We start from the raw sequence: 25228 nt of genomic DNA, 5'->3' as shown, positions 1-25228 counted from the left end.
CACCACGGGCCGGGAGGATGCGGGTGGCAATGGGTGGCTCAGCCGCGGGCCTGCTGGTAGCGGCGGGCCACCTCGTCCCAGTTGACCACGTTCCACCAGGCCGCCACGTAGTCGGGCCGCTTGTTCTGGTACTTCAGGTAGTAGGCGTGCTCCCACACGTCCAGGCCGAGGATGGGCGTGTGGCCCTTCATGTATGGGCTGTCCTGGTTGGGCAGGCTGTAGACCTGCAGGTCGCCCTTCTCGTCGACCACCAGCCAGGCCCAGCCGCTGCCGAAGTGGGTCGTGGCCGTCTTGGTGAACTGGTCCTTGAAGGCATCGAAGCTGCCAAAGGCCTTGTTGATCGCCTCGGCCAGGGCCCCCGTGGGCTGGCCGCCGCCGTTGGGGCTCATGATCTCCCAGAAGAGCGAGTGGTTGGCGTGGCCGCCGCCGTTGTTCCGGACCGCCGTGCGGATGTCCTCGGGAACCTGGTCGATCTGGCGCAGGAGCTCGTCGATGGGCTTGTCCTGCAGCTCGGGGTACTTCTCCAGGGCAGCGTTGACATTGTTGACGTAGGTGGCGTGGTGCCGGTCGTGGTGGATCCGCATGGTCTGCTCGTCGATGTGGGGCTCGAGGGCGTTGTAGTCGTACGGCAGGGGCGGCAACTGGTAAGCCACCGGCAATCCCTCCTTGAATCGGCAGGTGCGCAGCGACCGGCTCCCGGGACGAACCGGCCCCGGCGCCACCGGTTGCGGGGACAGGCTGACGGCAGCAGAGCAGGCCCGCCCCGCCAGGGCCGGCCCGGTGGCACCGGTATCCTGCCCGTTCCCAGGATCCAGTCTTTCCTGCGCTCGATTACGAGTATATACCAAGCATCGGCAGCTTTCATGCGGGCCCCGCCGGCGGGGTGGCTCGCCGGGCGCAGGGTGAGCCGCCGGAAAAGGGCCGGGGTCCGGGCGGCGCCTGCCGCCCGGACCCCGGCCGCATCAGGGGGGAGGCCCATGCGGGCCGTCGGGCTAAACCGCTAACAATCTTGGGCGCATGCACTTGAGCGCATGAGCGGTGCCTCAGGAGCGCAACCGGTTGATCAGGCCCAGCATCTCATCGCCTGTGAGCACGGCGCGGGCGTTGAGCTGGTACGCCCGCTGGGACGCCAGCAGCCGGGTCATCTCCAGGGCCAGGTCCACATTGGACTGCTCCAGCATCCCCTGCCGGATCCACCCCGCTCCGCCCTGGCCGGGCGCCATGGCCAGCACCGGGTTGCCGCCCAGGGCGTACAGGCCCTCGCCGCGGCTTTCCAGGGCATCGGGCGCCGGCGGGACGATCACCGCTAGCCGGCCGGCGGGCACCTCGCGCCCCCCGGCCAGGAGGGCCCGCACCTCTCCGTCCGGCGATACCACCCAGCCGCGGGATCCCGCCGGGAGCAGGAGGGGCTGGCCGCCGGCCGCCAGCAGCGGCCGCCCGGCGCCGTCGGTGACAAGAAGCGCTTCGCCGGCCTCCCCACCGCCGGGGACGCCGGCGGGTACGGGGCTGGCCATGAAGGTCCCGCCCCGCGTCAAAAGGACCTCGCCGGTACCGGGATCGGCCACCTGGAAGAAGCCTGGACCCTCGATGGCCAGGTCCCAGGGGGAGCCCGTGGCCTGCAAGGGCCCCTGGCTCCACAACCGGGGTGTGGCCGCCAGGCGGACGCCGTGTCCCACCTGGACGCCTCCCGCCGCGGCGGCAGGAGGCGCCACCGGCACCTGGGCCGCGGCGTAAACCAGATCGGCGAAATCCGCCCGGGCAGCCTTGAAACCCGGAGTGTTCACGTTGGCCAGATTGCCGGCGGTAAGGTCAACCTGCCGGGCCGCGGCAGCCATGCCCGCGGCGGACGACCAGAGGGCCCGCTGGATCATGTGACCCGCCCCACTTCCTGGATGGCCAGCCCCAGCGTCTGATCCTGGGCCTGGACGGCCCGCTGGGCGGCCTCGAAGGCGCGGAAGTTGGCCAGCATGGCGACCACCACCTGCACCGGGTCGACGTTGGACTGCTCCAGCACCCCCTGGCGCACGGGCGTAGCCGCCGGGACGGCGGGGCCGGACTCGGGCGTGGCCTGCCACAGGTTGTCACCCACCCGCCGCAGGCCGGCGGGGTTGGCGAAGGTGACCCGGGCGATGGTACCCAGGACCGCGTCCCCCCCCACCACCTGGCCGTCGGGCCGGACGGTGAACTGGGCGCTGCCCACCAGCAGCGGCTGGCCCGTGGTGTCTAGGACGGGCGAGCCGTCGGGAGCCTGGAGGTACCCCTCGGGTCCCACGGTGAAGTTGCCGGCCCGGGTGTAGGCCGGGCCGCCGGGGCCCATCACCACGAAGAAGCCGTCCCCCTCCAGGGCCAGGTCCTGCGGTCGCCCGGTGGTGACCCAGGGTCCGGGCCGCATGTCGGCGCCCGGTTCGGCCACCACCGTACCGGTGCCCAGGGGCCCCACCACCGGGGCTCCCGTCCCGTCGAGCCGCGACAGCAGGAGTTCGGGAAACGCCTCGGTCACGTTGCGGCTCGCTTTGTACCCGGGCGTGTTGACGTTGGCCAGGTCGCCCGCCAGCCGCTCCTGCTGGAGCACCCGGGCCAGCATGCCGCTGGCCGCGGTGTAGAGACCTCGCAGCACCGGATCACCCCTTCCGCCACGCCAGACCCCGAGATCGCCCCGCCCCGCCGGTAGGCCGTCCTGCGGCATGCAACCGGCCACAATCGCGGCATGCAGCCGGCCGCGAAAAACGAAACCCCCGGGCGGCAACCGGGGGTGGAAAATCCTCTCACCGCGCCGGGTTCGGCGGGCGAACCCGGCGGCAGATCCCGTCCACCCGTTCGGCAGCCCGGCCGTCATGGCCGGCAGGAGGAGGGGCCGGAACACCTCGCTGCAGGAGCCGGCCCAGCTGCTCTCCGGAACCGGAGCCCGGCCAGGGCTGGCACCCCCTTACCGGTCCGGTGCCAGGTTCCCTGTCCCGGGAACCTGACCCGACTCCCGCATCCCGGTGCGCGCCGGGCGAGGCGTCCCTCCGTCCCGCCGTGCGGTAGACCCGTGGCTTTGCGCCCCCGCCTTTCGGCGGGTTTGCCTTTATCGCGGCGTGGTCACGTGCCGTGTCACGGTCGTGTTGAAGCCTGTGGTGCCTCGGCCGTACTTTCGCCGAGGTGCATCGCCTGATGCGCGGGACCACGTCTTAGAACGTACGGCCTCAGGAGGCTTTACATGCCCATTCGACACCTGGAGGGGAATTCCTTCCCGGTTCAGGCGGCCGGCGTGCCTTTTAGGGACCGGCGGCCGTCAGCCGGCGATGAGCACGCCGTCCAGGCGGTCCAGCATGCTGAGGGCGACGCCGGTACCCAGCGCCACGGTCAGCAGCGGCTGTTCCGGCTTCACCACGGGCAGGCCCGTGGCCCGGGCGATGCGCCGGTCCAGGTCACGCAGCAGGGAGCCGCCTCCCGTCAGCACCAGGCCGCGGTGCAGGATGTCGGCCGCCAGCTCGGGAGGAACCCGCTCCAGGGTGCTGCGCAGGGCCGTGATGAGGGCCGAGACGGGTTCGTCCAGGGCCTGTTGTATTTCGGCAGCCGTCAGGTGCAGGGTGCGGGGTAGCCCGGTCACCAGGTCGCGGCCGCGAACCTCAAACCGCTTCCCCTCCCCCTCCGGCGGCTCGGCGCGGCCGATGGCGATCTTGGCCTGCTCGGCGGTCCGCTCCCCGATCAGCACGTTGTACCGGCGCTTGACATGGCGCACGATGGCCTCGTCGAAGGTGTCGCCGCCCACGCGGGCCGAACCGGCCACCACCACCCCGCCCAGGGACAGGACCGCAATGTCCGTCGTGCCGCCGCCCACGTCGACCACCATGTGGCCGCCGGGCTCGTGGATGTTGAGGCCGGCCCCCAGGGCGGCGGCGACCGGTTCTTCCAGGAGGTAGACCTTGCGGGCCCCCGCCTCGTAGCCGGCCTCGATGACCGCCCGCCGCTCCACGGTGGTCACCCCCGAGGGAACGCAGACCACCATCCGCGGCCGCACCCCCAGGCGTCGGGGCATGGCCCGCTGGAGCAGCATCTTGAGCAGGGTGGCGGTGGCGGTGAAGTCGGCGATCACCCCGCCCCGCAGGGGCCGGGCGGCCACGATGTGGCCCGGGGTGCGGCCCAGCATGCGGTGGGCCTCCGACCCCACGGCCAGCACCCGCCCGGTTTCCCGATCGATGGCGACGACGGAAGGCTCGTTGAGCACGATGCCCCGGCCTTCGACGAAGACCAGGGTGTTGACCGTTCCCAGGTCGACCCCCAGGTCCCGGACGAACCCGACCATAGCCTGTCCCCCTCCTGACCGCCCGGCAGCCGCCTGGGCGACGGCGGGGAACCGGCGGGGTGTCCCGGTGCCGGCGGCCGCGCCGGGGCCTCAGGGCTGGCAGGAATCCGTCTGACTGCGGTTGCTGTGGCGGATTTCTTTGCCATAAGGCCGGGTTCCTCTTGACCGCCAGACTCCTGGCCGGGCCGGCCGGCGGAGGGAAAAGCCGGGGTTGTCCGTCCCGTGGCGGGCATGGGGGGCGGCGGAGGCCGCGGCCGGACGGGCCCTGAAGGGGGCGGGAAGGAAGGTGGCCGGGCTGCGGACCGGGATCAGCCGGGTGGAACCCGGCGGGCCGCCGCCACGGCCGCGTTCGTCCGGGGGCCAGGGCCGGTGCGGGCAGGGACGGCGCGTCAAGCCCCGACGGGGGGCTCCGAAGGGGCTTGCCTGGTTTCCTGGCCCCGCTGTTCCTGCAGGTACTTGAGGCGGGTGGCCTCGCCGCCCCGCAGGTGGCGCTCCGCTTTGTTGGTCTCCAGGACCTGGTGGACCTTGGCCGCCAGCTGGCTGTCGATCTTGGGCAGGCGCTCGGTGACGTCCTTGTGGACGGTGCTCTTGGAGACACCGAACACCTTGGCTGCCTCGCGCACGGTGGAACGGGTGCGGGCGATGTACGTGCTCACCTCCACCACGCGCTTCCAGATGTAGTCCTTCACCGACCTGCCCCCTTCGCCCTGGTCTGGTACCATCTATATGAGGGCGTTAGGCAAACATACCTTGGCCGCAGGCCGCCGGACGGCCGCGGACGGGCGGACAGGCCCGCTCGGGCCGCCGGGGCAGCCGCCGGGTGGGGCCACGGATGGGAGGACAGGCCCGGTCGGGCAGCCCGGGGGTCGCTACCGGGTGGGGTCCCAGATGGGAGGGCAGGTCCGGTCGGCCCACCCCGGGGGGCGCCACGGGTGGGGCCGCGGATGGGCGGACAGGCCCGCTCGGGCCAGCCGGGGGTCGCCACGGCGTGGGCCCGGCGGTGCGGGCCAGCGCAGGCCAGGCGGGCGGACGCAAGCCGGCGGGGGTTTGCCAGGCCTGAGCTGGGACGGGTCGACCCGATCGCCTTGCCGGTGCCGAAACCGGCTGGACGGGATGACCGCCCGGCACGCCCCGGCCGGCCCGGCGGGCCGCTGGGCCGCCGGGCCGGCCGGGGCGCCGGGGCGCCACACCCCGGCAAAGGCCGCGGCCCCGCTCCCCGAGGGGGCTCGGGGGAGCGGGGCCGCCGTTCGTACGGGGATGCGGGTTCCCCGGTGGCCGGCGCCGGGCCGGAGCCGGTTCTTCCGGGCCGGTTCTTCCGGCGGGGTCCGGCGCCGGGGGATCCTAGCCGATCAGGGTCTGCGGGTCGACGGCCTCGTCGCCACGCCAGATCTCGAAGTGGACGTGGGTGCCGGCGGCCGCCTCGATCCGGGCCGACTGGCCCGCCTTGCCGATGGCCTGGCCGCGCCGCACCTGCTGGCCGGCTTCCACCGTCGCCTCGGCCAGGCTGGCGTAGACCGTGCGGTAGCCACCATCGTGCTCGATGGTCACCGTCAGGCCGCGGTCGGGGTCGCGGTTGACCGCGACCACCCGCCCGTCGGCGGCGGCCACCACCTGGGCTCCTTCCTCGACCGCCAGGTCGACGCCGGGGTGCCAGCGCCAGTCACCCATGGTCTCGGAGTACTGCCAGCCGAAGCCCATGGCCGTCTTGCCGCTGGCGACGGGCCAGATGAAGGCCGGGGTCGTCTCGCCGGTGACTTCCCGGGTGGGCACGTTGTCCCGGGGTTGCGCCGGTGTCCCCGCCTCCGTGCCGGCCCCGGCCTGGCCGGTCATGGGTTCCGGGGTGGCCGTGCTGGGTGCTACGCCCTGGTCGGCACCCGTCTCCAAGGGGGTCTGCTCATCCAGGGAAGCGGTCTCGGGCCCGCTCAACCCCGGCCAGCCCTGGAAGTACAGATAAGACCCGATGAAGACGGCCACCAGCACGGCGAAACCCACCAGCGACCGCAGCGCCGGCCGCCCGCGCATCCGGGCCATCCAGCCGGCCAGCCGGCCCGCCATGCGGCTCTGCCCGCTTTGCGGGGTCTCCTGCATGTGGCACCACCTCTGGGCGGTAGTGTTACCAGGGCTGGTGCATTTATGCAGGAAAGTGCGAATTCCACCGGCCGAAGCGACAGCAGGGCCCTGGCGGAGGGGCCCGGCGGCCCGGGCCGGCCCGGCCCGCCGGGCAAGCCGTCCGTACCCATGGGAGGGACCCGGCGACGGGCCGGGCGGGCTATCCGCCGAAGACGGGTGGGCTACTCGCTGAAGATGGGCCGCAGGCTGGTCCCGGGGTAGTAATGCCGGAGGATCTCCTGGTAGCTGTACCCCTGGCGGGCCATTCCGTCGGCACCGTACTGGGACATCCCCACCCCGTGGCCCCAGCCCCGGATGGTGAAGGTCAGCTGCTCTCCCTGCCGGCGGCACGTCCACCAGGTGGAGGGCAGCTCCAGCCGCTGGCGGAGCTGGGGACCGGTGAAGACCTTCTCGCCCACGGTGGCCCGGCCCACGCGCCCGCCCGGCGACGATTCGACCCGCGCAAAGCACTGGTCCCCCGGCAGGTCCCGCACGACCTTGGGGTCGACCTCCAGGCGGCGGGCGAACTCCTGCAGGGTCATGGTCCGGGTGCTGCGCCAGTGGGGTGAGGCCGTCTCCCACGGGGAGTCCACGGGCCGCAGGTAAGGCACCTGGTTGCCCCAGACGGCGGAAGCGTCCTCGGTGCGCCCGCCGGAGGTGGAGTGGTAGACCGCGTCGATGGGCGCCCCCTGGTAGACCAGGATCAGGCCGGCCGTCTCCTGGACCGCCTGCTGGATCTTCCGGGCGAAGCGCCACCCGTTCAACAGCCCCCAGTCCCGGCGCCGGGCCTCCAGGGGCTGCCAGGCCTGTCCCGTCTGGGGGTCGCCGCAGACGTCCGCCTCCGCGTGTTCCCGGCAACCTGGGCCGCCAAAGACCTGCATCTGCCGCACGGTGTACGTGCGGGCTGCCACCGCCTGCGCCTTGAGGGCTTCGATGTGAAAGGAAGCGGGCATCTCGGCGGCCACCACGCCCGTCAGGTAGACCTCCAGGGGCAGGGTTTGCACGCTGTCCTGGCCCGGAATCCACACCCGCACCGGCAGCTGGCCGGGGTCCAGGGGCACGGCCGGAGCCTGAGGCGTCTCGATGCGCAGGCCCCGGGTCAGCACCACGAGAAAGGGCAGCAGCACCGTCAGCACCAGCGCCAGGAGGAACCAGCCGGCTACGGGGCGGCGCCACGCCGGCCGAACAGGCAAGGGCGATCCCTCCCTCGAATTCGGGACATCTCTATGCACCGGGGAGGGGGGACATGCCTGCGCCGGCACGACGGGGGCGCGAGGCCCTGGGCGCGAGGCCCTGGAAGAAAGGGGCGCAAGACCTGCAAAAAGCGGCGCGAGCCCCGGGGCCATGGCTCCGGGGCTCGCACCCGGACGAAAGGGTTCGGAGTTCCTGGCGCCATCCGGTTCCGCGACGGCGGAGCAGGCGCCGCGCGGCCTGGTGCAAGGCCTAGTGCAGGAGCAGGGCCGCCGCCAGCGGGTCGTCCTCCGTGGACAGGCGCGCCACGTCGGCGCCCAGGGCCCGCAGCTTCTGCTCGATGCCCACGTAGCCCCGGTCGATGTGGTGGACGCCGCTGACCTCGGTGATCCCTTCGGCCCCGAGCCCGGCCAGCACCAGGGCCGCACCCGAGCGCAGGTCGGTGGCGGTGACCGGCGCACCCTGCAACCGTTCGACCCCGGTGATGATGGCCGTCTGCCCCTGGATCTGGATCCGCGCACCCATGCGGCGCAGCTCCGGCACGTGGGCGAAGCGATTCTCGAAGAGGGTTTCGGTCACCGTGGCCGTTCCGTCGGCGGTGACCAGGGCCGCCATCATGGGCGCCTGCAGGTCGGTGGGAAAGCCCGGGTAGGGCAGGGTCTTGATGTCCACCGCCTTGGGCCGGCTGCTGACCGCCACGGTCACCTCGTCCCCGTCGACCGCCACATCGGCGCCCATCTCCCGCACCTTGGCCAGCAGGGACTTGAGGTGTTCCGGCACCACCCCGGTGACCGTCACCTGGCCTCCGGCCACCAGGGGCGCCAGCAGGAAGGTGCCCGCCTCGATGCGGTCGGGGATGATGGTGTACGTCCCGCCTCCCAGCACCGGCACGCCGTGGATCTGGATCACCCGCGTGCCGGCGCCGCGCACGTCGGCTCCCAGGGTGTTGAGAAAGTTGGCCAGGTCGACGATCTCCGGTTCTTCCGCGGCGTTTTCGATGGTGGTCGTGCCCTCGGCCAGGACGGCGGCCATCATGATGTTCTCCGTCGCCCCGACGCTGGGCACGTCCAGGTAAATCGAGGTGCCGCGCAGCCCCCTGGGGGCCCGGACCTCCACCTCGCCGCCGCTGACCTCCACATCGGCGCCCAGGGCGGCAAAGCCCTTCAGGTGCAGGTCGATGGGACGCTGCCCGATGGCGCAGCCTCCGGGCAGGGCGGCCCGGGCGCGCCCCAGGCGGGCCAGCAGCGGTCCCAGGACCAGGATGGACGCACGCATGCGCCGCACCAGGTCATAGGGCGCGGCGTACTGGAGCTCCGCCGCCGGGTGGACGGCCAGGGCACCCTCCCCCGTGGACTCCACCGTGACCCCCAGCTGGGTCAGCATGCGGGTCATGGTGACCACGTCGTCCAGCGACGGGATGTCATACAGCAAGCAGGTGTCTTCCGCCAGCAAGGTAGCCGCCAGGATCGGCAAGGCCGCGTTCTTGGCTCCGCTGATCCTCACCTGACCCTGCAGGGGGCGCCCGCCGCGAACCACGATTCGTTCCACCGTCTCAACCCCCTCCAGGGCCACGCCCGCAGGCGGGCGGGCCGCAACCGGGACACGCCGGGCGCCGAGGACCCACCCTGCCGCGCGCCGCTCCGTTCTGCGGCACCGCACGCTGCAGGCGCACCTTCGGCGTGCCCGCCGATAAGGGATTCGCGGGCGGCCGCCCGATTGTGCCCCCGGCCGCCCTGAGGCGGGCGGGGGGCCGCCGCGTGGATCCCCATGTATGTTATCGTCCCCGGCCCGTCCGGGGTTCCAGGCGGCTCTTGGGAAGGCGCCCACCGCCCTGGGGGTTGCCCACCCGTCGCGCGGGCCCGGTCCCCGCCGGCCGGCGGGTGGACCTCCGCCGGCCCCGGGGGCCGGCGACCGGCCCGGGCGCTGCATCCCCACGCACGCTGCGCGCCGGCGCGGGGCCGGCGCGCAGCGGCGGGTTCAGGCCAGGTCGCCGGTGTCGGCCCCGGCGGCCCGCAGCCGGTTCAGCGCCCGGTTGAGGGCCGCCCGCGCCCGTTCAAAGTCCCAGTTGGCCTCCCGTTCGGCCAGGCGGCGGCGCGCCCGCTCGGCCGCCTGGCGCGCCCGCAGCACGTCGATCTCTTCGGCCCGCTCGGCGGCGTCGGAGAGCACCACGGCGTGGTTGTCCGCCACCTCGAAGAACCCGCCCGCCACCGCCACCCGGCGCCGCTCGCCGTCCTTGCGGTAAGTCAGGATGCCGATCTTCAGGGCCGCCACCATGGGGGCATGGTCGGGCAACACGCCCAGCAAGCCCTCGGCTCCCGGCACGATCAGCGAGTCGACCTCCTCGCGGAAGACCACCCGCTCCGGCGTGATGACCTCCAGGGTGATGGCGCGCTCCGCCATGGTGTCGCCCCTCTCAGACCAGGGTCTTCGCCTTCTCCACGGCCTCGTCGATGGTGCCGACCATGTAGAAGGCCGCCTCGGGCAGGTCGTCGTGCTTGCCCTCCAGGATCTCCTTGAAGCCCCGGACGGTCTCCTCGCGGCTGACGTACTTGCCCGGCGTGCCGGTGAACACCTCGGCCACGAAGAAGGGCTGGGACAGGAAGCGCTCCAGCTTGCGCGCCCGCTGTACGATCAGCTTGTCCTCTTCCGTCAGCTCGTCCATGCCCAGGATGGCGATGATGTCCTGCAGGTCCTTATACCGCTGCAGCACCTGCTGGACGCCGCGGGCCACCTCGTAGTGTTCCTGGCCCACGATGTTGGGGTCCAGGATCCGGGAGGTGGAGGCCAGCGGGTCGACGGCCGGGTAGATGCCGCGCTCGGCAATGGCCCGCTCCAGCCGGACCGTGGAGTCCAGGTGGGCGAAGGTGGTCACCGGCGCCGGGTCGGTGTAGTCGTCGGCGGGGACGTACACCGCCTGCACCGAGGTGATGGAGCCCTTTCGCGTCGTGGTGATCCGTTCCTGCAGGTTGCCCATCTCCGTGGCCAGCGTGGGCTGATAACCCACGGCGCTGGGCATGCGCCCCAGCAGGGCCGATACCTCCGAACCGGCCTGGGTGAAGCGGAAGATGTTGTCGATGAAGAGCAGCAGGTCCTGGCCCTCTTCGTCCCGGAAGTACTCGGCCATGGCCAGGCCCGTCAGGCCCACCCGCAGGCGGGCGCCCGGGGGCTCGTTCATCTGGCCGAAGACCAGGGCCGTCTTGTCGAGCACCCCGGACTCCTTGAGCTCGTGGTACAGGTCGTTGCCCTCGCGGGTGCGCTCGCCCACGCCGGCGAAGACGGAGAAGCCGCCGTGCTTGTAGGCGATGTTGTGGATCAGCTCCATGATGATGACGGTCTTGCCCACGCCGGCGCCGCCGAACAGGCCGACCTTGCCGCCGCGGGCAAAGGGGCAAATCAGGTCGATGACCTTGATGCCCGTCTCCAGGATCTCCGTGGCGGGGTTGACGTCGGCCACGTCCGGCGCGGGCCGGTGGATGGGATACCGCTTCTTGGCCTGGGGCGGCTCCTTGCCGTCGATGGGCTCGCCCAGGACGTTGAACATCCGCCCCAGCACCTCGCGGCCCACGGGCACGGAGATGGGACCGCCGGTGTCCACCGCCGGCATGCCGCGCTGCAGGCCGTCGGTGGAGGCCATGGCCACGCAGCGGACCACGTTGTTGCCCAGGTGCTGGGCGGCCTCCACCGTCAGGTCGATCTCCACCTCTTCGGTCTTGGCCTGGATCTTGATGGCGTTGTAGATGTCGGGCAGGTTGCCCTCGGGGAACTCGATGTCGACCACCGGGCCGATGACCTGCACGACCCGGCCCACGTTCTTCTCGGCCATTGCTGTGTTCCCTCCGGTCCTCGGCGCCACCGTCCCGCCCGGTGCTGGACGAACCGGCCGCCTCCGGCCTGGCCCTAGCCGGCCCAGGCCCGGCAGCTCCGGGCCGGACCCGGCGGCGGGCCGCCGGCCGGGCCGGCTAGCCCTTGAGGGCCTCGGCGCCGCTGACGATCTCCGCCAGCTCCTTGGTGATGGCCGCCTGGCGGGCCCGGTTGTACTCCAGGGTCAGGGTGTCGATCAGCTCGCCGGCGTTGTCGGTGGCATTCTTCATCGCCGTCATGCGGGCCCCGTGCTCGCTGGCCTTCGCCTCCTGCAGGGCGCGGAAGACCAGGATTTGCACGTACTTGGGCAGCAGCGCCTCCAGGATGGCCTGCTCCGACGGCTCGTAGATGTATTCCCGCCAGGAGCCGGGCGTGGGGCCGGAACCGGGAGCCTGCCGTCCCGCAGGCTCGACCCCGGCGGGGTTCGCGGCGCCCCGCCCCGGCTCCCCGCCGGGCTGCTCGTCCAGGCCGGCCACCGGCACGAGGCGCATCACCACCGGCCGCTGGCTGATGGCCGAGCGGTACTCGGTGTAGATGAGCCGGACCTCGTCCATGGCCCCCGCCAGGTAGCGGTCGACCAGCCAGCGGGCCAGTTCCCGGGCCGTGGCGAAGTCCACGTCCTCGCCGATGCCCGTCAGCTCATGGGCCAGCGGGTAGCCCCGGCGGCGGAAGTGGTCGCGGCCCTTGCGGCCCACGGTGACCAGGACCGGTTCGACCCCTTCGGGCAGCTGGCGCAGTTCCTGTTCGGCCCGGCGGATGACGTTGGCGTTGTAGCTGCCCGCCAGGCCCCGGTCACCGGTGATGATCACCAGCCCGGCCCGGCGCACGGGCCGGGGCGCCACCAGGGGATGCTGGCGCGCCTGCTCGGAGCCTGCCAGGCGGGCCAGCATGGCCCGCAACGCGGCGGCATAGGGGCGGCCGGAACGGGCGGCCTCTTCGGCCTTCTTCAGCTTGGCGGCGGCGACCATGTACATGGCGCGGGTGATCTGCTGGGTGCTGCGCACCGCCCGGATCCGCCGCCGGATGTCCCTCATCGAGGCCATGGCCACTCACCCTTCCCGGCCGGGCTCACGACGCCCGCTGCGCCTGCGGGGCGGGCTGCCCCGTGCCCTGTTGCCCCTCCGCCAGGAAGCCGGCCTTGAACTGCTGGATGGCCGCCTGCAGGCGCTGCTCGTTCTCCTTGGTGATCTCCTTCTGGGTGCGGATGGACTCCAGCACCTCCGGATTGAACCGCTTCAGGTACTGGAGGAACTCCCGCTCGAACTCCCGCACCCGTTCCACGGGCACGTCGTCCAGATACCCGTTGACGCCACAGTAGATGGCTACGACCTGTTCCTCCACGGGCATGGGCTGGTGCTCGCCCTGCTTGAGGATCTCCGTCACCCGCTGGCCGCGGGCCAGGCGCGCCTGGGTGGCCTTGTCCAGGTCGGAGCCGAACTGGGCGAAGGCGGCCAGCTCGCGGTACTGGGCCAGGTCGAGGCGCAGGCGGCCGGCCACCTGCTTCATGGCCTTGATCTGGGCGGCCGAGCCCACGCGGGACACCGACCGGCCGACGTCGATGGCGGGCCGGACGCCGGAGTAGAACAGGTCCGACTCCAGGAAGATCTGGCCGTCGGTGATGGAGATGACGTTGGTCGGGATGTACGCCGAGATGTCGCCGGCCTGGGTCTCGATGATGGGCAGGGCCGTCAGGGACCCTCCGCCCACCTCGTCGCTCAGCCGGGCCGCCCGCTCCAGCAGGCGGGAGTGCAGGTAGAACACGTCACCGGGGTAGGCCTCGCGTCCCGGCGGCCGCCGCAGCAGCAGGGCCAGCTCGCGGTACGCCCAGGCCTGCTTGGTGAGGTCGTCGTAGATGACCAGCACGTCCCGGTGCTCCTCGTACATGAAGTACTCGCCCATGGCGCAGCCGGCATAGGGCGCGATGTAGAGCAGCGGCGCCGGCTGGGACGCGGTGGCGGACACCACGATGGTGTAGTCCATGGCGCCGTACTTGCGCAGGGTCTCCACCACGCCCGCCACGGTGGACGCCTTCTGGCCGATGGCCACGTAGACGCAGATGACGTTCTGGTCCTTCTGGTTGATGATGGTGTCCACCGCCAGGGCGGTCTTGCCGGTCTGGCGGTCGCCGATGATCAGCTCGCGCTGGCCGCGGCCGATGGGGATCATCGAGTCGATGGCCTTCCACCCCGTCTGCAGGGGCTGGTTGACCGACTGCCGGACGATGACGCCGGGAGCCGGCGACTCGATGGGCCGCGTGCGGGTGGCATTGATGGCAGGGCCGCCGTCGATGGGCTGGCCCAGGGGGTTCACCACCCGGCCCAAGAGCTCGGGGCCCACCGGCACCTGGATGATTCGGCCCGTGCGCCGCACCTCGTCGCCTTCCTTGATGTCCGTGTAGGGCCCGAGCACGACCACGCCCACGGAGTCTTCGGCCAGGTTCAGGGCCATGCCGTAGACCCCGCTCTTGGGGAACTCCACCAGCTCGCTGGCCATGACCTTTTCCAGGCCGTACACGGTGGCCACGCCGTCGGAGATCTGGATCACGGTGCCCACGTCTTCCAGCTCGGCGCGGCCCTCGAAGTTTTCGATCTGTTGCCGGATGATGGCGGTGATCTCTTCCGGACGAATGCTCACCAGCTCGTCCCTCCTACGCCTGACCGCCCGTCGCCAGCCGGCGGTGCAGCTGCACCAGCCGGCGGCGCAGGCTGGCATCCAGCCGGCGGTCGCCGATCTTCACCACCAGGCCGCCCAGCAGCTCCGGACGAACCCGCACCGCGAGGCGGACCTGGCGGGCCCCCAGGGAGCGGGCCAGCTCCTCCTCCAGGCGCTGCCGGGTGGCGGCATGCAGCTCCGCCGCCGCCTCCACCTCGGCCTCCAGCACGCCCGCCTCCCGGTCGCGCAGGGCAGTAAACTCGGCCACGATGTCCGGCAGCAGGTTTTCCCGCCGCCGGCGCACCAGCAGCCGCAGCAGGTTGCCTACCCACAGATGGACCCGGTCCCCGAAGACGGACTCGATCAGCTGCTGCTTGTCACGCGCCGGGACGGCCAGGCTCTCGAAGCGCTGGCGCAACTCGGGGTGCTCGCCGAAGACGTCGAGCACGCGGGCCAGGTCGGCGGCCAGGCGGTCGAGTTCACTGCTCTCGCGGCCGAGATCGTACAGCACCCGGGCGTAGCGTTGGGCGAGGGGGCGACGCTTCATCGCAGGTTCGCCACCTCTTCCACGGCCTCGGTCACCAGCCGGCGCTGATCTTCGGCGTCCAGCACCCGGCCCAGCACCCGCTCCGTGGCCAGCAGGGTCAGGTCGGCCACCTCCCGCCGCAGCGCGGCGATGGCCTGCTCCTTCTCCCGCTCGATGGTCGCCCGGGCCCGTTCCAGCAGCTGCTCCGCCTCGCGGCGCGCGGCCTCCAACCGCTCCTGGCGCTCCTGCTCCGCCAGCTGGGTCGCCCGCTCCAGGATGCTCTGGGCCTCCCGCTGGGCGGCCGCCAGCCGCTGGCGGTACTCCGCCTCGGCCCGGGCCGCCTCTTCCCGGGCGCGCTCGGCAGCGGCCAGGTTGACCTCGATCTCCTCCCGGCGCCGGTCCAGCAACTCCATCACCGGACGCCAGAAGAACCGGGCGAGCACGACGACGAACAGGAAAAAGTTGATAAACGCCCAGATCAACTCGGGTGAAATATGCACCGTTGTTCCCTCCAGCCGCGGGCGGTACCCGGTAGCAGGCCGTGGCCTGCCCGGCCCCGCCGGGGCGTGGTCCATGGCCCCACAACGCCATTGGGGGGCGGTCCGATGCAACCGATGGAGCCCGGGCCCGGCCGCCCCCCGCCACCCAACCCGCCTCGCCGCCGGCAGGGGCGGGCTACGCCCCTGCCGGCGTCCCATCAACCGGCCACCTGGCCGGCGAACAGGAAGGCGAGGGCGAAGGTGAACAGGGTCAGCGACTCGAGGAAGGCCAGCGACAGGATCAGCACCGTCTGGATACGGCCGGCCGCCTCAGGCTGGCGCCAGATGGCGTCCAGCGCCGCCGCCGCCGCCCGCGCCTGGCCGGTGGCCGAGCCGAAGGCAGCGATGGCCAGGCCGATGACCGCCAGCGCGGAGAAGAACGCAATCCCGGTGATTCCTTCCACCGCGTCTCCCCCTCCTTTCCGAAAACTTTGCCCGGCGGGCCGCCGCAGCCGCCCGCGGGTCAAGCCTGAAAATCTTCCTCAGTGCTCGTGGTGGAACTCGGCGGTGGCCGCCTCGATGTACAGGGCCGACAGCATGGTGAAGATTAGCGCCTGCACGAACCCGGCGATGACCTCGATGAACATCACGCCCATGGGCAGGAACCAGGGCAGGGCGGCCAACAGCCCTGCCAGGACCGCCTCGCCACCAAAGATGTTGGCGAACAGACGCAAGGACAGGGAGAAGGGCTTGATCAGCTCTTCAATGACCGCCAGGGGAACCGTCAGGGGCCAGAGGAAGACAGGCCCTTCAAGAAAGCGCCGAAAGTACCCCAGCCCGTGGCGCCGGAAGCCGTAGACCTGGACGGCCACGAAGGTGAAGATGGCCAGGCCGCCGGTCACGCCCCAGCGGCTCGTCGGCGGCTGGAACCAGTTCTCGTGGGGCAGAAGGGGAAGCAGGCCGGTGTAGTTGCTCAGCAGGATCAAAACGAAGAAGGAGCCCAACAGCGGTGTGAACTGGCGCGCCCGCTCCCGGCCCATGATGTCGGTCACAAAACCGTAAAGGGATTCCACGGCCCACTGGACGGCCATCTGAAAGCGATTGCGCGGCACCAGGTGCAGGCCGCGGGCTGCTGCGATCCCCAGCACGATGATCAGGGCCATGAGGATCCACATGGTGACGATGGACTCGTGCACGGGCAGCCCGAACAGGTGGAAGACCACGTGCGCGCCTTCGGCCCCGTGCCCGCCCTCCGCCGCCTCGCCGCCCGCGGCGGCCAGCTGCAGCCATGGGGTCAAGCCCGTTCCCTCCTTGCTCGCATCCGGAAGAACAGGGGAGCGTCACCGGCCAGGATGAGCCCGGCAACGGCCGCGAGGATGGCCAGGGGCCGGCCGGTCACCAGGAACACCATCAAGAGTGAAACAAAACTTAGAGCCATGCGCAACAAGAATCGGCCCAGAACTTGCTGTTGAAGTGTGGCAATCGCTTCGCGATCCGTGGCGGTCCACATTCGCTGCAGGGGACCGGCAAGCAACCGGTAGTTGGCAAATCCCCAGAGCATGCCCCACACCCCGGCCGCCAGCCCCAGTGCCGGATCCGCCCAGCTTGTGAAAGCGTTCACGAAGACGGCCCGCCCTTTCCGCCGCGTTCCTGCTCTGCCGGGTCCCTGGGAAGCCCGCGGCCGGCGGAAGGATCGGGCCGGGAGCCGGAAGAGCCCGGACCGGTTGCGCCCGGCCCTCTGCCCGGCATGCCCGGTCCCCCGTGGCCGCGCCCCGGCCCGCCGGCGGCCGGTTCGTCCGCATCCAGGCGCTGGAGGGTACGCCACAGGACCCGGAAGGCAGCCACCACGCCCAGCATGAGCCCCAGGAGCTGCAGCCAGGGTGCCGTGCCCAGCCACCCGTCCAGCCAGCGGCCGCCGTAGTAGCCGATGGCCATGCCGGCCAGCAGGGTACCCGCGAAGGTGAAAGCCAGCTCGAAGAGCGTGCCCGCACCCCGCAGCCCGCTCCCGGAGCCGCCCCGCGCCCTCCCGGAGCCGTCCCGCGCCCCGGGCGGCGTGGCCTTGCGGGGGGGCAGCACGGCCTTGCGGGGCCGCCTGGGCCTGGAAGGGCTGTCGCCCGCCATGGTCCATCCTCCCTGCTGCGGTCCCCTGCCAGGTTACCGCCGGGGCGCCGCCGGGCCGGTTCCGGAGGCCACTGGCGCGCGCACCAGCGGTAGATTAGCAGAGGGCCGTAGGGCGGGCAACCGGATTCCCACCCTAGGCCCGCGAAGCCCTCCTGCCGGGACCCGGGCCGGCCTGGGGATCCCGCCCCCCGGCTCGCCGCACGCGTGGCAGCCGGGAAGGGGCCGCGGGAACGCCGTACCTTCACCGGGCCCCTCAGGACGAACGGGCCGCCTGCGGGTCGCCGGGGCTCAGGCCGTGGCCCGGCGGGGATTCCGCCGGAGCGGCGGCCGGGACCGCCTGGGCCGGAGGCAGTCCCGGATCCCAGGGGTCGGGCGGCTGGTCCCGCAGCCCGAAGGCATACTCGATGGCTTCCACGGTGCGCCGCGCCGCCTGCCCGTCGCCGAAGGGGTTGCGGGCCTGGGCCACCTGCCGGTAGGCGGCAGGATCGGTCAGCAACCGCCGGGCCGTGCGCAGGATGGGCTCCTCGTGGGGGCCGACTTGCAGCACGGTGCCTGCCTCCACCGCTTCCGGCCGCTCCGTCTTGTCCCGCAACAGGAGCACCGGCAAGCCCAGGGCGGGCGCCTCTTCCTGCAACCCGCCGGAATCCGTCAGCAGCAGGGTGGCGCGGGCCATCAGGTTGGCCCAGTCGGCGTACTCCGGCGGATCCAGCAGGCTCACCCGCTCGATTCCCTCCAGGTGGCGGCGGATGGTGCCGGCCACCACCGGGTTGGGGTGGACCGAGTAGACCAGCTCGATGTCGGGGTGGCTCTCCACCAGCCGCCGCAGGGCACGGGCCACCGCCTCCAGGGGCTCGCCCCAGTTCTCCCGGCGGTGGGCTTCGCAGAGGACCAGGCGCCGGCCGGGCGACGGGAAGCGGGCCAGATCGTCCCGGCGGAAGCGGTAACCGGGCGAAACCACCGACAGTAGGGCATCGATGGCGGTGTTACCCGTGACGAAGATCCCGGCCGGGTCGATGCCCTCCCGCAGCAGGTTCGCCCGGGAGGCCGGGGTGGGCGCGAAGTGCAGGTCGCACAGGGCGTCGGTGAGCCGCCGGTTGATCTCTTCCGGAAAGGGCTGGTACTTGTCGTAGGTCCGCAGGCCCGCCTCCACATGGCCGATGGCCACCTGGTGGTAGAAGGCGGCGAGCGCGCCGGCCAGGGTGGTGGTGGTGTCGCCGTGGACCAGCACCAGATGGGGCTGCGCCTGGCGCAGCACCGCCTCCAGACCCTGCAGGGCCCGGGTCGTGATGTCGGTCAGGGTTTGCCGGGGTTGCATGATGTCCAGGTCGAAGTCGGGTTCGATGCCGAAGAGATGAAGGACCTGGTCGAGCAGTTCCCGGTGCTGCGCCGTCACGGCCACCTGCACGCGAATGGCCGGCCGCCGCGCCAGCTGGTGAACGACCGGTGCCATCTTGGTGGCTTCGGGGCGGGTGCCAAACACCACCAGGACCTTGAGCGGCTGGCCCGCCGGCCTGCGCGCTCCCAGGCGGGCGCGCAGGGCTGCCGTTCCGGCCGCCCCGGCGGCGCCACCGGACCGGCCGCTACCCCCGCCTGCGCCCCCATCCGCCGGGCTCCCCAGCCTACCGGCCGGGCTGTCCGGGTGGAACGGCGCGGCCCCCCCGGAGGTCCCGGCCTCCCCTCGACCTCCGGCGCCCGGTTCCCGCCGGGGCGCCCGCGGCACCGTGCCGCCCGCCGCGCCGCCCGGGAACCGGCGGGCCCGCTCAGCTTGCCCCATCCAGCTCTGCCCCTCCTTCGCCTCCGTCTCCGCCGCCGCGCGGGAGCCGGCCGCACCGGGTAGCCTGGTCCCTCCGGGGATAGGGTGCCGATCCCGTGGCGCCGGCCGGACACCCCCTGGAGGGGTGCGGAGGCGATGATGTCAGGTTGTCACGTTGGCGGCTTGCCAAACAAGTTCCGGCAGGAGGCCGGCGGGAAGCCGCCGGGTCCATGCCCGGCGGCACCGGGCCCTGGGGCAGGTGATTCGGCGGGAGGCTCAGTGGCCCAGGCGCCGCGGCCGCTGCCGGTTCCACTCCACCAGCTTGCGGGCCACCAGGTGAACCGACGCGGCCAGGGTGACGACGATCAGCACGCCCTGCAGGATGTTCCCCTCGGCGACCGAGACCGCCCCCAGCGCCAGCCAGGCGGTGATGAGATACATCACCAGTACCGCGTCCCGGTGGCTGAAGCCGAGGCGCATCAGCCGGTGGTGCAGGTGGTCCCGGTCGGCGGCCATGACGGGCCGTCCCGCCTGCAGGCGCCGCAGGATGGCCAGGGCGGTGTCGGCGATGGGCAGGGCCAGAACCATCACGGGTACGGCCAGGGCCACCACGGCCGCGCTCTTCAAGAGGCCCACCACCGAGACGGTGGCGATGGTGTAGCCGATGAAAAGGGCCCCCGTGTCGCCCATGAAGATCTTGGCCGGGTTGAAGTTATAGGGCAGGAACCCCAGGGTGCTGCCGGCCAGGGCCGCCATGAGCAGCACCGCTTCCAGCGGCTGCCCCGTCTGGAGCGCCACCACCAGCACCGTCAGGGCGGCAATGGACCCGATCCCCGCCGCCAGGCCGTCCAGCCCGTCGATCAGGTTGATCACGTTGCTCATGGCGACGATCCACAGCACGGTGAGGGGAATGCCCCATGCCCCCAGGACCAGCAGGTCGTCGGCCCCGGTGGGCGTCAGCAGCCCGAGGGGATTGGTCAGCACTTCGATGCGGATGCCATGTACCACGGCGACCAGCGCCGCCGCCACCTGGCCCGCCAGCTTGACCACGGGCGGCAGATCCAGCACGTCGTCGGCCAGGCCCACGGCCACCATGACCAGGCCGCCCAGCAGCACCGCCGCCACATCGGCATCGGCCCAACCCAGGCTGGCCAGCACCGCGGCGACGAACCCGGCAAAGATGGCCAGGCCGCCCAGGTGCGGCACCGGAACCCGGTGCACGCTGCGCGGGGTCGGGCGGGCGACCAGCCCCAGGCGGAGGGCCACAGCCCGCACCAGGGGGGTGGTCACCAGGGCCACCAGCGCCGCGACGGCCAGCGCCAGCCAGTGCGACTGGGAATGGGCCCACGATGGCATGACGGCTCTTCCTCCCGTTCTCTCCCAACCGGCAGGCGACCCCCTCCACCACAGGGCGCCGCCCGCCCCGGCCGCAGTCTCCGGCCGGCGTCCTCATGGATTGTAGAACCCGCCCCCTGCGGTGTCAAAGGGCTCGCCAGGGCGGTTTCCATTATTTACAGAAGGTTAACAATCATTCCTCCCCGGTCCAAAACGGTCACCGTTGCATAGATTCGCGTTCCAGGGCAGCGATCTTGTCGAGCCGGCGCTGGTGGCGCCCGCCGGCGAAGGGCGTCTCAAGCCAGGTGGCCAGGATCTCCCGGGCCATTCCGGGCCCGACCACCCGCGCGCCCAGGGTCAGCACATTGCTGTCGTTGTCCTGCCTGGTCAGGCGGGCCGAGTAGGGCTCGGTGCAGCACGCGGCCCGGATGCCCGGAAGCTTGTTGGCCGCAATGGCCATGCCGATGCCCGTACCGCAGATCAGCACCGCCCGGTCCGCCTCACCCTCCAGCACCTTCTCGCAGGCCGCCCGCGCGTAGTCAGGGTAGTCGCACGATTCCCGCTGGTGGGTGCCCACGTCGATGACCTCCAGGCCGCGTTCCTCCATGAAGGCGATGAGGTCCTGCTTGAGGTCGAACCCGGCGTGATCGCTGCCGATGGCGACCCGCAGGCGCCCCGATGCCCCCCGGGCTCCGCCGGCCTGGTCCACGGCGCGTTCTTCCCTCCCGGTCACGGCGCGTTCCTCCCTCCTGGTATGCGAAGCCATGTCCCCTCCGGCGCCGGCACTGGCGCCGGGGGCGACTCCGGTGGCAGGAGAGACTCCGGTGCCGGGGGCGGCGTCCACCCCCGGGGCGGCGACGGGCCGGGGCCAGCCTCCCCTCTGCGAAGCCCCGCCCAGCAGACCGGCAAGCCGCTGCGCCGCCATGGCCGCCTCCCGCCGCAGCTGCCGGGCCAGGATCTGATAATCCGCCAGCCCCTGGCCAAAGGGGTCGGGCACATCGGCGTCGGGCAGGGAGGCGCCGGTCGCCCACTCCCGCCAGAGGGCGACCCGCGGCGCGATCCCGGGAAAGCGGCGGCGGAGTTCCTCCGCCTGGGAACGGGTCATGGCCAGGACCAGGTCGGCACCCTCCAGCAAATCCGCCGTCACGGGCTGGCTGCGGTGGTCTGCCAGGGACAGCCCGTCACGAGCCACGGCCTCCCGGGCCTCGGCCGCCGCCGGGAGCCCCGGGACGGCATGGAGACCGGCGGACGCCACCTCCGCGGCCTGCACACCAGCCTCTGCCAGGGCCTGCTTCAGGTAGGCTGCGGCCATGGGACTCCGGCACGTGTTGCCGCTACAGACGACCAGCACCCTGCGGATGGTCATCGCCGGGCACCTCCCCTCCTGCCGCTGCCTTACGCAGCCGGTTCATCACGGCGCGCCCCAGCCCGCGCTCGGGCACCGCCAGGGCCAGCACCCGCGTCGCCCCGGCGGCGTCGGCGGCCCGCAGCGCGCGAAACAGGCGGCGCGCCTGCTGGTCGGGCCGGTGCCGGGGTCCCAGGTCGAGGACCACCGGCCCCCGGGCGAAATCCCACTCCACCCCGCCGCCAGGGCCCGTAGCGGCGTCAGGGCCCGTTCCGACGCCGGGGGAAGAAGCCACCCCCGCGGCGAGCTCGCCGTCCTCCGGTCCCGCGGCGAAACCCGCGGCCTCACCGGTGGGATCCCCGTTGCCCCGCCGCGGGTCGCCTTCGTCCTCATCCAGAGGAAGCCATCGGCCGCCCAACCCCAGCTGTCCCAGCAACGTCTCCAGGTCCTCACGGCAGCCCACCAGGGCGACCCGCTGGCCTTCGGCCAGCCAGCGGCGGACGAACACGGCCCCCGCGCCGGCATCGGGCGCCAGGACCAAGGGCGCCTCGGGGGCGTAGTGCCGGTACTTCATCCCCGGCGCCGGCGCCGCCTCACCGCCCGCCACCACCGGCGGCGCCGCCAGGGGCACCCCCAGCACGGCTTCCAGGTCCTCGGCGGGCACGCCCCCCGGGCGCAGGAGCCTGGGGGGCCACGCGGTCACGTCCAGCACGGTGCTCTCGACCCCCACGGGCACGGGCCCCGCATCCAGCAGCATGTCCAGGTGGGGCCCCAGGTCGGCCCAGACGTCTTCGGCGCGGGTTGGGCTGGGGCGCCCCGAGCGGTTGGCACTGGGGGCCGCCACGGGGGTACCGGCAGCCGCAATGAGCGCCCGGGCCACCGGATGGGCAGGGCAGCGCACGGCCACCGTGGGCAGCCCGGCCCGCACCGCTGCGGGCACGGCGGGGCCTGCCGGCAGCACCAGCGTCAGCGGGCCCGGCCAGAAGCGCTCCGCCAGCCGGCGGCCCACCTCGGGCCAGGACGCCACCAGGGCGGAACCTGCCTGCTCGGGACCCGTCACGTGGACGATCAGCGGGTTGTCGGCGGGCCGCCCCTTGGCAGCAAAAATGCGGGCCACGGCGCGGGGGTTGAGGGCATCGGCGCCCAGGCCGTACACCGTCTCCGTGGGAAAGGCCACCAGCCCCCCCTGGCGCAGGATGGCGCCGGCGCGCTGCACGGCGGCCTCGTCCTGGTGGGGGTCCGTCCCCAGGCGGACCCAGGCGGCGCCGGGGCCGGGATCCCCTTCCCGCCCGCCCGCGCCGGGGGGCCGAGCGGCCGCCCTGGTCCCCTCACCGGACAACCGGGACCGCTCAAGCGGCCCGGCCGCCCGGTCTGGCAGCCCGGTCTTCCGGCCCGGCGGCGCGGGCGGGGGATCGGCCGGCGGCCGGTTCAGGCCGTCCATTGTCCAGCCACCACCCGGGGGATGCCGGCCAGATCGGGCCACTGGCACAGGTTGCGGCAACCCACCGCGCCCAGCAGGTGCCGGACGGCGGCGGCCTGCCCTGCCCCCACCTCCAGGAAGATCCAGCCCCCGGGCGCCAGCAGCCGGACTGCCCCGGGGATCAGCCGGTGGTACGCCTCCAGCCCCGTGGGTCCCGGGCTCAGGGCCAAGTGGGGCTCGTAGCGGTAGACTTCCGCCTGCAGGTGGCGCAGGTCGGCGGAGGCGACGTACGGCGGATTGCTGGCCACGGCGGCCAGCTTGCCCGCCCAGCCGCCGGCCAGCAGGGGTTCGGCCCAGTCGCCCGCCCAGAACTGCATGCGCGCCGCCACCCCGTGGCGCGCCGCGTTATCCCGCGCCACCTTGAGGGCACGGGCTGAGCAATCGGTGACCAGCACCGTCCATAGGGGCCGCTCTGCGGCCAGGGTCACGCCGACGATGCCCGTCCCCGTCCCCAGGTCGGCCACCACCGCCGGTTCCGGCGGCAGCGTGCGCAGGACCGCCTCCACCAGCACCTCCGTCTCCGGCCGCGGGATTAGGGTGGCGGGGGTGACGCGGAAGGGGCGCCCGTAAAACTCGGCCCGCTGCAGGATGTAGGCCACGGGTTCCCGCCGGGCGCGGCGCAGGACCCACTGGACGAACCGGGCCCACGCGGCCGGCGGCAGCGGCGCCTCCGGTTCGGCCAGAAGGCGGGCGCCCGGCATGTCCATGGCGGCCCCCAAAAGCACCCGCGCCGAGGCCCGGGCCTCGTCCGGCTCCAGGCCCCCCTCGACCAGGAAGGCCCGGGCCCAGGCCAGCGCCTCGCCCACCCGGGCCGGGCGCTCGGCCGGCAAGCCGGTGCCGGCCGGCCCCGTCCGGTGGGGGGCCGTTGCCGGGCCCGGCGGCGGGGTCAAGCCGGGGGCGCCGCCGGGCGGTGCGGCGGCGGGTTCCTCCCAGAAACCCGGCATCTCAGCTCACCGCCTCGCCCAGGCGCACCTGCTCGTCGTGGGCGGCCAGGGCATCCAAGAGCTCGTCCAGGTCGCCGTCCATGACCTCCTGCAGGCGGTACAGGGTGAGGCCGATGCGGTGGTCGGTCACGCGGTTCTCACGGAAGTTGTAGGTGCGGATCTTCTCGCTGCGCTCGCCCGTCCCCACCTGCGAGCGCCGCTGCTGGGACAGCTCCTCCTGCTGCCGGCGGGTGTAGTAGTCCAGCAGCCGGGCACGCAGGATCTTCATCGCCCGGGCGCGGTTCTTGTGCTGGGAGCGCTCGTCCTGGCAGGTCACCACGATCCCCGTGGGCTTGTGGGTGATGCGCACGGCCGACTCCGTCTTGTTCACGTGCTGCCCGCCGGGGCCGCTGGCGGCGAAGGTGTCGATCTCCAGATCGTCGGGGTCGATCTGGACCTCCACCTCCTCGGCTTCAGGCAGCACGGCCACCGTGGCCGTGGAGGTGTGGATGCGGCCGCCGGCTTCCGTCACGGGAACCCGCTGGACCCGGTGGACGCCGCTTTCGTGCTTGAGGCGGCTGAAGGCGCCGCGGCCGCTGACGGCAAAGATGATCTCCTTGAACCCGCCCAGGTCGCTCTCGGTGGCGGCCATGATCTCGGTGCGCCAGCCCTGGCGCTCGGCGTAGCGCTGGTACATGCGGAAGAGGTCGCCGGCGAAGAGGGCAGCTTCCTCGCCGCCGGTTCCGGCCCGGATCTCCATGATCACGTCCCGCTGGTCCCGGGGATCGCGGGGAAGGAGCAGGCCGCGCAAGGCCCGCTCCAGAGCCTGGCGCTCTCCCTCCAACCGCTCCACCTCGGCTGCCAGGTAGGCACGTTCGTCGGCATCCTCGGCCTCCCGCAAGAGGGCCCGGGCGGCCTCCAGGTCCGCGGCCGCCTCCCGCCAGCGGCGGTAGGCCTCGACCAGCGGCTCCAGCTCCGCCCGTTCCTGGGCCAGGGGCTGCCAGCGGCGGGGATCGGAGGCCACCGCCGGATCGGCCAGTTCCCGCTCCAGCTGGTCGAACCGGCCGAGGCGCGCCGCCAGCGCCTCCCGCAGGGCCCCCGGCAGCTCGGGAAGGGGCCCCGACTCCGGGCCGTGGTCCGGGCCTTCACCCGGGGCGCCGTGCGC

At 72.6% G+C, this 25228-nt stretch carries 23 protein-coding genes, 1 pseudogene and 1 riboswitch; all 24 genes and pseudogenes read right to left on the bottom strand.

The window, feature by feature from the left end; all coding sequences use genetic code 11:
- Positions 1–38 precede the first annotated feature (38 nt).
- Entirely contained in the window at positions 39–653 is a 615-nt protein-coding gene (locus tag DYI95_RS00715; protein ID WP_116901281.1) for a superoxide dismutase, read from the bottom strand.
- Between the two features lie 390 nt (positions 654–1043).
- Positions 1044–1871, bottom strand: a complete 828-nt coding sequence (locus DYI95_RS00710; protein ID WP_164581335.1) for a flagellar hook-basal body protein — start codon at positions 1869–1871, stop codon at positions 1044–1046.
- Positions 1868–2617 carry a flagellar hook-basal body protein gene (locus DYI95_RS00705; protein WP_243149780.1) on the bottom strand — a complete coding sequence of 250 codons (750 nt, stop codon included), beginning with the start codon at positions 2615–2617 and terminating at the stop codon, positions 1868–1870. Before DYI95_RS00705 ends, DYI95_RS00710 begins: the two co-directional genes overlap by 4 nt.
- 402 nt (positions 2618–3019) lie before the next feature.
- A riboswitch (cyclic di-GMP riboswitch) is annotated at positions 3020–3076 on the bottom strand.
- A 198-nt stretch (positions 3077–3274) separates the two neighbouring features.
- Positions 3275–4288 (bottom strand): rod shape-determining protein, encoded by a 1014-nt coding sequence (locus DYI95_RS00700; RefSeq protein WP_116901654.1) that lies wholly within the window; start codon positions 4286–4288, stop codon positions 3275–3277.
- A gap of 389 nt (positions 4289–4677) precedes the next feature.
- The gene (spoIIID, locus tag DYI95_RS00695; RefSeq protein WP_116901653.1) at positions 4678–4977 is read right to left on the bottom strand and encodes a sporulation transcriptional regulator SpoIIID; all 300 of its coding nucleotides are present in this window, start codon (positions 4975–4977) and stop codon (positions 4678–4680) included.
- 652 nt (positions 4978–5629) lie between these two features.
- Positions 5630–6376 (bottom strand): M23 family metallopeptidase, encoded by a 747-nt coding sequence (locus DYI95_RS00690; RefSeq protein ID WP_116901302.1) that lies wholly within the window; start codon positions 6374–6376, stop codon positions 5630–5632.
- 203 nt (positions 6377–6579) lie between these two features.
- Positions 6580–7590 (bottom strand): stage II sporulation protein D, encoded by a 1011-nt coding sequence (spoIID, locus tag DYI95_RS00685; RefSeq protein ID WP_116901303.1) that lies wholly within the window; start codon positions 7588–7590, stop codon positions 6580–6582.
- A gap of 250 nt (positions 7591–7840) precedes the next feature.
- A complete protein-coding gene (gene murA, locus DYI95_RS00680) occupies positions 7841–9136 on the bottom strand; it encodes a UDP-N-acetylglucosamine 1-carboxyvinyltransferase (protein ID WP_116901304.1) in 1296 nt (431 codons plus the stop codon).
- 429 nt (positions 9137–9565) lie between these two features.
- Positions 9566–9988, bottom strand: a complete 423-nt coding sequence (locus DYI95_RS00675) for a F0F1 ATP synthase subunit epsilon (RefSeq protein ID WP_116901305.1) — start codon at positions 9986–9988, stop codon at positions 9566–9568.
- A 13-nt stretch (positions 9989–10001) separates the two neighbouring features.
- Positions 10002–11411 (bottom strand): F0F1 ATP synthase subunit beta, encoded by a 1410-nt coding sequence (gene atpD / locus DYI95_RS00670; RefSeq protein WP_006904681.1) that lies wholly within the window; start codon positions 11409–11411, stop codon positions 10002–10004.
- A 136-nt stretch (positions 11412–11547) separates the two neighbouring features.
- Positions 11548–12492, bottom strand: a complete 945-nt coding sequence (gene atpG, locus DYI95_RS00665) for an ATP synthase F1 subunit gamma (RefSeq protein WP_116901306.1) — start codon at positions 12490–12492, stop codon at positions 11548–11550.
- Between the two features lie 25 nt (positions 12493–12517).
- Complete coding sequence (atpA, locus tag DYI95_RS00660) at positions 12518–14083, bottom strand: F0F1 ATP synthase subunit alpha (RefSeq protein WP_006904683.1); 1566 nt, start codon at positions 14081–14083, stop codon at positions 12518–12520.
- A gap of 13 nt (positions 14084–14096) precedes the next feature.
- Positions 14097–14648: an ATP synthase F1 subunit delta gene (gene atpH, locus DYI95_RS00655; protein WP_116901307.1), complete on the bottom strand. Its 552-nt coding sequence runs from the start codon at positions 14646–14648 to the stop codon at positions 14097–14099.
- Positions 14645–15127, bottom strand: a complete 483-nt coding sequence (gene atpF / locus DYI95_RS00650) for a F0F1 ATP synthase subunit B (RefSeq protein ID WP_116901308.1) — start codon at positions 15125–15127, stop codon at positions 14645–14647. The genes atpH and atpF overlap by 4 nt, the downstream gene beginning before the upstream one ends.
- 197 nt (positions 15128–15324) lie before the next feature.
- On the bottom strand, positions 15325–15570 hold the full coding sequence (locus DYI95_RS00645; protein ID WP_116901309.1) for an ATP synthase F0 subunit C: 246 nt from the start codon (positions 15568–15570) through the stop codon (positions 15325–15327).
- A gap of 78 nt (positions 15571–15648) precedes the next feature.
- Positions 15649–16404: a F0F1 ATP synthase subunit A gene (gene atpB, locus DYI95_RS00640; protein ID WP_116901310.1), complete on the bottom strand. Its 756-nt coding sequence runs from the start codon at positions 16402–16404 to the stop codon at positions 15649–15651.
- Entirely contained in the window at positions 16401–16727 is a 327-nt protein-coding gene (locus DYI95_RS00635) for a hypothetical protein (protein WP_116901311.1), read from the bottom strand. Before DYI95_RS00635 ends, atpB begins: the two co-directional genes overlap by 4 nt.
- Positions 16724–17227, bottom strand: coding sequence for an AtpZ/AtpI family protein (locus tag DYI95_RS00630; RefSeq protein WP_116901312.1), 504 nt, complete (start codon positions 17225–17227; stop codon positions 16724–16726). The genes DYI95_RS00635 and DYI95_RS00630 overlap by 4 nt, the downstream gene beginning before the upstream one ends.
- 388 nt (positions 17228–17615) lie before the next feature.
- Positions 17616–18752 (bottom strand): annotated as a pseudogene (wecB, locus tag DYI95_RS00625) (non-hydrolyzing UDP-N-acetylglucosamine 2-epimerase); the annotation flags it as partial.
- Positions 18753–19256: 504 nt separating this feature from the next.
- Complete coding sequence (locus DYI95_RS00620) at positions 19257–20336, bottom strand: glycosyltransferase family 4 protein (RefSeq protein ID WP_116901314.1); 1080 nt, start codon at positions 20334–20336, stop codon at positions 19257–19259.
- A 196-nt stretch (positions 20337–20532) separates the two neighbouring features.
- Entirely contained in the window at positions 20533–21681 is a 1149-nt protein-coding gene (gene rpiB / locus DYI95_RS13160) for a ribose 5-phosphate isomerase B (protein WP_116901315.1), read from the bottom strand.
- On the bottom strand, positions 21650–23101 hold the full coding sequence (locus DYI95_RS00610) for an L-threonylcarbamoyladenylate synthase (protein WP_116901316.1): 1452 nt from the start codon (positions 23099–23101) through the stop codon (positions 21650–21652). Before DYI95_RS00610 ends, rpiB begins: the two co-directional genes overlap by 32 nt.
- The gene (gene prmC, locus DYI95_RS00605; protein WP_116901317.1) at positions 23089–24084 is read right to left on the bottom strand and encodes a peptide chain release factor N(5)-glutamine methyltransferase; all 996 of its coding nucleotides are present in this window, start codon (positions 24082–24084) and stop codon (positions 23089–23091) included. Before prmC ends, DYI95_RS00610 begins: the two co-directional genes overlap by 13 nt.
- A 1-nt stretch (position 24085) precedes the next feature.
- A complete protein-coding gene (gene prfA / locus DYI95_RS00600; protein WP_371731892.1) occupies positions 24086–25156 on the bottom strand; it encodes a peptide chain release factor 1 in 1071 nt (356 codons plus the stop codon).
- Between the last annotated feature and the right edge of the window lie 72 nt (positions 25157–25228).

This window comes from Thermaerobacter sp. PB12/4term (assembly GCF_003403315.2).
Taxonomy (GTDB): Bacteria; Bacillota; Sulfobacillia; order Thermaerobacterales; family Thermaerobacteraceae; genus Thermaerobacter.
Note: the sequence above shows the minus strand (reverse complement) of the source record. Positions and strands in the feature narration are given on the sequence as shown.

Coding starts and splice junctions, on each gene's coding strand:
- atpH (WP_116901307.1), bottom strand. CDS start 14,648: ATGAAGCGTCGCCCCCTCGCCCAACGCTACGCCCGGGTGCTGTACGAT.
- DYI95_RS00700 (WP_116901654.1), bottom strand. CDS start 4,288: ATGGTCGGGTTCGTCCGGGACCTGGGGGTCGACCTGGGAACGGTCAAC.
- atpG (WP_116901306.1), bottom strand. CDS start 12,492: ATGGCCTCGATGAGGGACATCCGGCGGCGGATCCGGGCGGTGCGCAGC.
- DYI95_RS00630 (WP_116901312.1), bottom strand. CDS start 17,227: ATGGCGGGCGACAGCCCTTCCAGGCCCAGGCGGCCCCGCAAGGCCGTG.
- DYI95_RS00620 (WP_116901314.1), bottom strand. CDS start 20,336: ATGCCATCGTGGGCCCATTCCCAGTCGCACTGGCTGGCGCTGGCCGTC.
- DYI95_RS00610 (WP_116901316.1), bottom strand. CDS start 23,101: ATGGACGGCCTGAACCGGCCGCCGGCCGATCCCCCGCCCGCGCCGCCG.
- rpiB (WP_116901315.1), bottom strand. CDS start 21,681: ATGACCATCCGCAGGGTGCTGGTCGTCTGTAGCGGCAACACGTGCCGG.
- prmC (WP_116901317.1), bottom strand. CDS start 24,084: ATGCCGGGTTTCTGGGAGGAACCCGCCGCCGCACCGCCCGGCGGCGCC.
- atpD (WP_006904681.1), bottom strand. CDS start 11,411: ATGGCCGAGAAGAACGTGGGCCGGGTCGTGCAGGTCATCGGCCCGGTG.
- DYI95_RS00675 (WP_116901305.1), bottom strand. CDS start 9,988: ATGGCGGAGCGCGCCATCACCCTGGAGGTCATCACGCCGGAGCGGGTG.
- DYI95_RS00710 (WP_164581335.1), bottom strand. CDS start 1,871: ATGATCCAGCGGGCCCTCTGGTCGTCCGCCGCGGGCATGGCTGCCGCG.
- DYI95_RS00690 (WP_116901302.1), bottom strand. CDS start 6,376: ATGCAGGAGACCCCGCAAAGCGGGCAGAGCCGCATGGCGGGCCGGCTG.